This is a genomic window from Acetobacterium sp. UBA5834, assembly GCF_002435675.1.
Taxonomy (GTDB): domain Bacteria; phylum Bacillota; class Clostridia; order Eubacteriales; family Eubacteriaceae; genus Acetobacterium; species Acetobacterium wieringae.
Genome location: NZ_DJGY01000024.1, coordinates 1 through 7,740, shown reverse-complemented (window position 1 = coordinate 7,740; position 7,740 = coordinate 1). Strand labels below are relative to the sequence as shown.

At 39.3% G+C, this 7,740-nt stretch carries 4 protein-coding genes; all 4 read left to right on the top strand.

Features of this window, described 5'->3' with window-relative positions; genetic code table 11:
• The coding region (locus B3F51_RS05270) for a hypothetical protein (RefSeq protein ID WP_286945894.1) at positions 1 to 312 on the top strand (312 nt) is incomplete at its 5' end.
• 559 nt (positions 313 to 871) lie between these two features.
• The gene (locus tag B3F51_RS05265) at positions 872 to 3,832 is read left to right on the top strand and encodes a DNA primase family protein (RefSeq protein ID WP_286945893.1); all 2,961 of its coding nucleotides are present in this window, start codon (positions 872 to 874) and stop codon (positions 3,830 to 3,832) included.
• A 32-nt stretch (positions 3,833 to 3,864) separates the two neighbouring features.
• Entirely contained in the window at positions 3,865 to 5,583 is a 1,719-nt protein-coding gene (locus B3F51_RS05260) for a DNA polymerase (RefSeq protein ID WP_286945892.1), read from the top strand.
• A 1,136-nt stretch (positions 5,584 to 6,719) separates the two neighbouring features.
• Positions 6,720 to 7,580, top strand: a complete 861-nt coding sequence (locus B3F51_RS05255) for a tyrosine-type recombinase/integrase (protein ID WP_286945890.1) — start codon at positions 6,720 to 6,722, stop codon at positions 7,578 to 7,580.
• Positions 7,581 to 7,740 lie beyond the last annotated feature (160 nt).

The following is a 7,740-nucleotide window of genomic DNA, read 5'->3' as shown; positions in this document are numbered from 1 at the left end:
CTGATTCTCAGTATTGTGTCAGCGTTTTTTGTCTTTGGTAAGCTGAAGCTGCTCTTCTTTGGTGATAACCTGATGGATCTGGGCTTAGGCATCATCGGTGCATGGTTCTTCATTTTCTTTGTTTGTGTAACCATCTGGTCAGCGATTTTTGTCTATTTGGGAATTCCCATTCTGATCATTGGTGGAATCCTGCTGGTGGCCTACTTCGTTTTCAGCAAGAACAAAGGAACTGAATCAGAAGCGGACAATTCTGGTGATGTCGATGCTGAAACCATTGTCGATCATCAGCCGGAAGATAAAAAGGAAAATTAATTGAGCTAGTACCCTGGTGACGCTTCGGCGTTGGCTGGGGTATTTTTTTTTGTCGAATGCCAAAGTTTTCTCTATAAAGCAGTGTTTCTGAAAAAGATGACGGCAAAATGAAAAAATGGTTAATTATCAAATGACTGTCTCACATCGGGATATTATATTGCAGTTGCCATTGCAAATTGGTAGCTATTCGAATCACTTTGGATTTAGCAAAAATAGCATTACTTAAATTTAACTTAAATCATTGAAACACAGCTTTAAAATTAAAATGCGTTTAAATTAAATTGACACGAGAAAGAATCGTCCTTGACGATCAAGAACATAACGAAATCAGAAGAATTTCAAAACGGTTAAGATGGCTTTTTCATGCAAAAAATGACTTGCTATATATGTACGATTGACGTAAACTGGACATCCTAACGAAGGGTGGTGAAGAATTATGTTCAGGTATTAATGCGGAAGAAAAATAAAATTAAGTTAAAAAGCATTAAGCGATTTTCAAAAAAAAAAAGATGACGGTAGTCATTTGAATATAAGAGTGATCCAACAGGAGGAGATTATTATGGATATTAATAAATTGGAAAAAATCGATCGACAGAGTAGTGTCGACAATAATAGAAAAAATGAAGCAGTGAGTACAGAGCGTCGTCAAAGCGGATTCAAAAAGATAAAGAGAACTGAGTTAATTTCTAGGCCGTCCTATCCCCCAGGAATTAACAAAGAAGCCGAAGCTATATATGATTTTTTGAAACAATATTTTTTTCATCCCGTTCTGATGAATTATTTTATCAAAATCGGCATTAAAAATTCAGTGACCGGAATCTATCACAATAAGTTTGTAAAGATCCGACAAAACTTCATGTTGATATTCACAGAAGTGGTCAAATTAGTTAATGACAATGTCGATAGTGATGTCTACATTGCCCCAGTGACCTTCAAGAGCGAATCAGGGACGAAAGATCAGGTCAATTATGTTACGGCACTGGTCGCTGATTTTGACACATATGAAAATTGCTCGTTGAAAGCTATGGACTTTGCTGAAGCGGAAGGCTACCGAGAAAAAATGATAATAGCCCTAAAAAATCAAACTTTGAAGCCAAGTTTGATTATTGGTTCTGGCAATGGCTTGCAGGTATATTGGCGTTTGCATGAACCTCTGGAGGTCACTGATCAAACGAAGGAAATAGAAGGGGCTCAGAAAGCACTTGCAAGCTTATCAGATGACTTTAAAGGAGACATGGCTGCTGGTGTGTTAGGTCATTCATTAAGGCTGCCGGGTACAAAAAATTATAAAAATCCGGATAATGTCAAAAAGTGCTCAATAATTTGTTCCGCATCTGCTGAGACATACAATTTTAAACAATTGGGAGATCAGTTAGGTACGCCAATTGTGGCTGAACAATTGCCAGATCAGTCCTATCCAGAAACAATGTTCAGTACCTACCAGAAACTGAATATCGATTATGAAACACTTAGAAAAGCAGCGGGTCAATGCGAATTTCTTCTGCACATGGGTAACCACCCAGATCAACAGAGCTATGTGCTCTGGTCGCATCTTGCGTTAAACTTAGCTGTGTTCGGGGAAAATGGACGAGTAATCTTTCACAACATCAGTAAAAAACATTCGACCTATCAGCAGGATGAATCTGAGCGTCATTTCAGTAGCTTAGAGGAAAAGGTTAAAGATGCCGGTTATAAACCGACCAGTTGTTCAGGCATCTGTGATGCAGGGTTTAATTGCCCAAAAACCTGTCAGCAAAAAAGCCCAGCAGGAATGATACTTAGTACCTTGATGAAGGCTAATAAGCAGCACAAACCAATTGTGGAAGTCGATCTGGAAGTGGAATTAAAGAAAATGGTGCCAAAAGTGTCCCCCATTGACAATATACGCTTAATCAATGCCTTTATTCTAGATAAACTTAACCTATCCAGAGAATCCCGACCCATTAAAATCGCTTATCTGAAGGAAGCAATGAAAATTCTCGGGATTCCAGAACGGGGAAATCTAAGAGAATTGACAGCGATGATTAAAGTTGTTTCAATTCAAGGGGGAACTGGAAATTTTGAAGAAGATTTGGGTGAGAAGATCCTGAAAGCAAAAGATTTTATTTTTGTAGCCGGAAATCTCATGACCTATGAGCAGGGTATCTGGAGTAAATATCGGGGAAACATCCGCCAGGATATCATCAATCAACTGGAGGGAAAGTATGTTAAACGGGTGGTCGAAAGCATTGAATTCTATATCAAGAATAAAAGTTCGAAACCGTTAGACACTATGAATACCCACATTCGTAAAAATCTTATTTGTCTGTCCAATGGAATGCTCCAGATCGATGAAAATGGAGATTTTCATTTGCTTCCACATCAAAAAGAGTACTTAGCATTGAATCGATTGGAAATCGTATTTGACCCCACGGCTAAGTGTCCCCGATTTTTAGAATTTTTAAATAATTGCTTTTGTTTGCTATCGGATGAAGACATAAGGATAACCATTGATGCCCTGCAGGAATGGTTTGGTTACAGTTTAGTCCCAGGGAATAATTTTCATCGCTTTGTGTTGTTAATCGGGAAAACTCGTACAGGGAAAAGTGTTGTGCAGGAGGTTCTTTCAGATATGTTGGGGCATGAAAATGTTAGTAATATTCGCATTGAAAATCTGCACATACCCATTAATACCATCAATCTGATTGATAAACTGATAAATATCGGTCCGGAAATTGGTTCCAATACGAAGTTTAATGAGGAATTCTTTAAATCCTTGACAGGTGGTGATGGTGTTGACGGGCGAACGCATCATAAGGATACTGTTTCATTCAAAAATGGTTCAAAAATGATGTTCTCCTCCAATTTCTTTCCGAAAGTTATGGATTTGAGCGGTGCATTTTACGAACGGGCATTGTGTTTTCCATTTGATAATTTCATTCCAGAAGAAATGCGAAATATCCATTTAAGCGAGGAATTGATCGAAGAGCGTGCTGGGGTGTTGCTCTGGGCTTTGCAAGGACGAGCTCGACTTCTCAAAAGAGGACGTTTCATCGAGAGTGCAGCCATGGTGGCCTTAAAAGATAAGGTCAAGATAAGTAATGATCCGGTCCTCAGTTGGTTCGAAACAGAAAAGGCGACTTTTGATCGTACAGTGTCAGACTATACCGTGGTATCTTGGTGGAATAGTTACAAAAATTATTGTATCGAGGAAAATCAAAAACAGAATAAACGTTCGCAATTTGTAGAGACCCTTAAAACAATTCCCGGCATTTCAATAACGAAACCAAGTACCCGTAATCAGGAATGTTTCGAATGCAACTGGTTGCTGATAGATCCCTCAGATCGTGAAACAACTAATAATGTAATGCCAATAGTCACAGAAGTCACCGCCAAAGGCATTTCTCCGTTGGAATTGTGCACGACCGTGGCAGTTGATGCAGATCAAGACGTTTTGCACGCAGGGGTTGAGACGAATATCATTTCAATGATTCAGGAAACGATTCAACAACAGGATGATGATTGGAGTGCCTTTAACTAAGGCGCTCCAGATTAAAAGAAAGGAATAAATTAATGATTAATACAAACTATACTTATTTGACTGAGAGCACGCCATTGATGGCGAATGTTAATGACTACAAACGAGCTAAATTTTTAGCTGTTGATATAGAAACCATGGGAGTTGATCCCTTAAACCCTAGGCGGGGTGAAATCAGGCTGATTCAAATGGCAGCCCCAGAACTGCATGTACTAATAATTGATTGGTGGAAAATGGATGATGCCGGAAAGCAGCTGGTCAAGGAAATATTGGAAGAACCCATGACAAAGATTTTGCACAATGGTAAGTTTGACATGAAGTTTCTGAGCGTAGCAGGCATTAATCTGAAAGGTAGTATTTTTGATACCTTTCTGGCTGAAGGTGTTTTAGTTGCTGGACTGGAAAAGCAGGAACTTAAATTGCAGGCTTTAGTGAAAAAATATTTAAATATAACACTACCAAAAGAAGAACAGCAAAGCGACTGGAGCCAACCGGATCTAACCAGTGAGCAATTGGGCTATGCTGCCCGGGATGTTCTGGTCTTGCCACTTTTGCGGATTAAATTAATCAATGAATTAAAGGTCGAAAACCTGGTTAAAACGGCAAAGCTGGAGTTTGATGCCCTTCCCGCCATGGTTCAGATGGAACTCAATGGAGTGAAAGTTGAGCAGACCGGTCTCGATACCTTGAAAACAATGTTGACTGCTCAGTGTGAAGAAAAACGACGTGAGCTTAAACAAATTTTAGGTACAGACATTAATCCCAATAGTCGCAAGCAAATTATGACAGCACTTAATTCGTTGGGGATTCATGTTACTTCCACAAAAGGTGAAGAATTGTCAAAAATAGCACCTCAGTACCCAGCGATCCAAGCCTTTCTTGCCTATAAAAATACAGCAAAACAATTACAATTTGCCAAGAAAATTCCTCAGAATATTGAGTCAGAAACTGGCAGAATCTATTCTCAGTATTTCCAATTGGGTACCGTGACTGGAAGACTGTCCTGCACAAACTTTAACCTTCAACAGGTACCCCATGATGATGCATTCCGGCAATGTTTCGTTCCCGAAGAAGGCAATGTTTTTGTCATATCAGACTATTCCCAGATGCAAATCCGAATCGCTGCGGAGATTAGTGGTGACGCCGAAATGATTGAAGCATACAAACGAGGTGATGATCTCCATAGTTTGACAGCATCTTTAATCAATGGACAAACCCTTGAAAGTATCACAAAAGACCAGCGTTCAGCAGCGAAAGCCTTGAATTTCGGGATGTTGTTTGGCATGGGCTCGACTAGTTTGGTAACCTATGCGTGGGGAAGCTATGGAGTTAAACTCACTGAATTGGAAGCTAAGAATTTCATTGAAAAGTTCTTTCAAAAATATCATGGGTTAAAGCGTTGGCAACAGCAGGAAGGTCGAAAAAACACCCGACAATCCTTCACCATCGGTGGGAGAAGGCGATTGTTTGATGAGTATGCAACGTACACAAAATTGGTCAATACCCCAATACAGGGTACCGAAGCAGATATTCTTAAAAAAGCCCTAGGGATTCTTCCTCAGGTGTTAAAGGGAACCACAGGGAAAATCATTGCCTGTGTTCACGATGAGCTATTGATCGAATGTAGTGAGAACGATGCAGAAAAAATTACCAGCCTTCTTCAAACGGTCATGGAACAAGTCGGCAGAGAATACATTCGAAATGTTCCCGTTGTGGCCGAAGCGACGATTGCAAAAAATTGGGCAGAAAAATAGTCGATTGGGAACGGAAATTCGGAAAAACAAGCCCTATTTTTGACAAAGAAATTTTTTTTAGTGGATTAATAGGGATATCTTAATTTTAAGCCCCTTTTTTCTCATTCTTTTTCCGTTTTTCCGAAGCTAATGCTAAAGCTATTTTTATATGATGTTTTTGAACCGATCTGAGAACGGAAAATCGGAAAAATAGACAGGATATTTTTGCTGCTGAATATTTTTTAAATAGAAATAATGGAGATAATTTAAATTTAATCTGCATTTTTTCATTCTTTTTTCCGTTTTTCCGAAGTTATTTCTAAACCTGACTTTAAACGATGGTTTGGAATCATCCTGTTGAATGGCTGATAGATCCTGTACCTGAAAAGCTAAGCTGCTCCGAAATTCCGAAAAATAACTGAAACTTTTTCTTGAATAAATAAATTGCCATCATCCCATTATTAATATTTTTTTTCTGATGATTATTTAAAATAATTTCGGAATTTCGGAAAAATAGACAATGCTGTTGGTGAGACCTGCCTTTTTTAACTCCGAAAAATCTCCAAAAACCGAAAACACATGACTAAACCAGATACCCTGAGGGATCAGACAGCTGCTTAGCACAAATGGCAGGTTTAAAAATTGGGCTAGTTGGGAAAAATTGACAAAAGAATTTGTGGAGAAATTAAAAATACCAGAAAAAACTTAAAAACACTCAAACTACCCAACTAATCCTAAGAAAAGAAATATCGGATTATTTTAATCAAAACTCACTAAAATATACCCCCTATTATAATAGGAAGAAAAAATGCTTAAAAAGTGTTTAAATATTCCATCCATCTGAAAATCAGGTGTTCTCATCGGATCAGAATGAACTTAAGCAGTCAGCATTCTTGCGGAATAACTGCAATGCTCACTCGGCCAAAATATGCAAATAAAGCGGTCTTGAATGTTTCCGATTGAAGTTGGGGAAAAAATACCAACAAATAGCACCTGTTTTAAAATATGGATGACCCATGGAGCAGAATCGAAAACACTTTCAGGTTCTGCTTCATCCCAAAAATAACTGACCGTCATTGATCGAAGTAATGGACGGTTTTAAAGATATATTATTTATTTAATGGAAGAATTGTCACAAAAGAAAGGAGAACAATCACATGCTACTTAAAAAAGCCATAGAAACATACGTGGATTATTTAAAATCTAAAGAACGATCAAAAGAAACCATTCGAGGCTACGGGCAGGAACTGAATGCCCTTCGACTCTACATTGAACAGGAACACAATGGAGCGGTTTATCTTGATGACATTGAGCTCAAGGATCTGGAGGGCTATCTCTCCCAGCAGAAGGAAAAAGGCAGTTCAGCTAAAACCAGAAGTCGACAGGTTTCGATATTCCGATCCTTCTATGCCTATCTTTTTAATCGGGATCTGGTGGAGAAAGACATCAGCCGAAAACTGGAGAGCATATCCTATCAGGAAAAGGAACGTACTCATCTGACCCCGGAAGAAATGGAAACCCTCATTGAGAATATTGAGCATCCACTGGTTAAGGCAGCCACCGTCACCATGGCCAATACCGGTCTTCGCATCAGCGAATTGTGCAAACTGACTTTAAATGATGTGGATCTTAAGAAAAATCTCATTCAGGTACATCAGGGAAAAGGTAACAAGGATCGGGTGATTCCCATTAATTCCAAACTGAAGGAAGAACTGGCGAATTATTTAAAGACTATCCGACCCAAAACCACGTCCAGCTATTTCTTTGCCACAACCCGAACCGGCAGACTCTCCCGGCAGACAGTGAATGAGACTCTGATTGAAACGGTTGCTAAACTGGGCTGGGAAAAGCATGTCACCGCTCATATTCTGAGACATTCCTTTGCTTCCAATCTGGTCAGAAATCAGGCACCATTACCAGCAGTTCAGAAACTACTGGGTCACAGCAATCTCACTGTCACCAGTCGCTACATTCATCAGGATCTTGGTCAACTGCAGCAGGCTGTCAATCTCATTTAGGGATTGACAGTGGTGATTCAGAAAAAGAAAGGAAAAAAATAATGAAAACATCAACGGAACCCATTTATGATCAGCGTGTTACTGAGACTTTGGCTGGTTTGATGGAAGGAAAAACGAGAGAAGAACTGGCTGAAACCTTTGAACTGGCCAGCTGGCGATC

Bases quoted from the DNA above. Each gene is read 5' to 3' on its own strand.
- B3F51_RS05265 (WP_286945893.1), top strand. From the start codon at position 872: ATGGATATTAATAAATTGGAAAAAATCGATCGACAGAGTAGTGTCGAC.
- B3F51_RS05260 (WP_286945892.1), top strand. From the start codon at position 3,865: ATGATTAATACAAACTATACTTATTTGACTGAGAGCACGCCATTGATG.
- B3F51_RS05255 (WP_286945890.1), top strand. From the start codon at position 6,720: ATGCTACTTAAAAAAGCCATAGAAACATACGTGGATTATTTAAAATCT.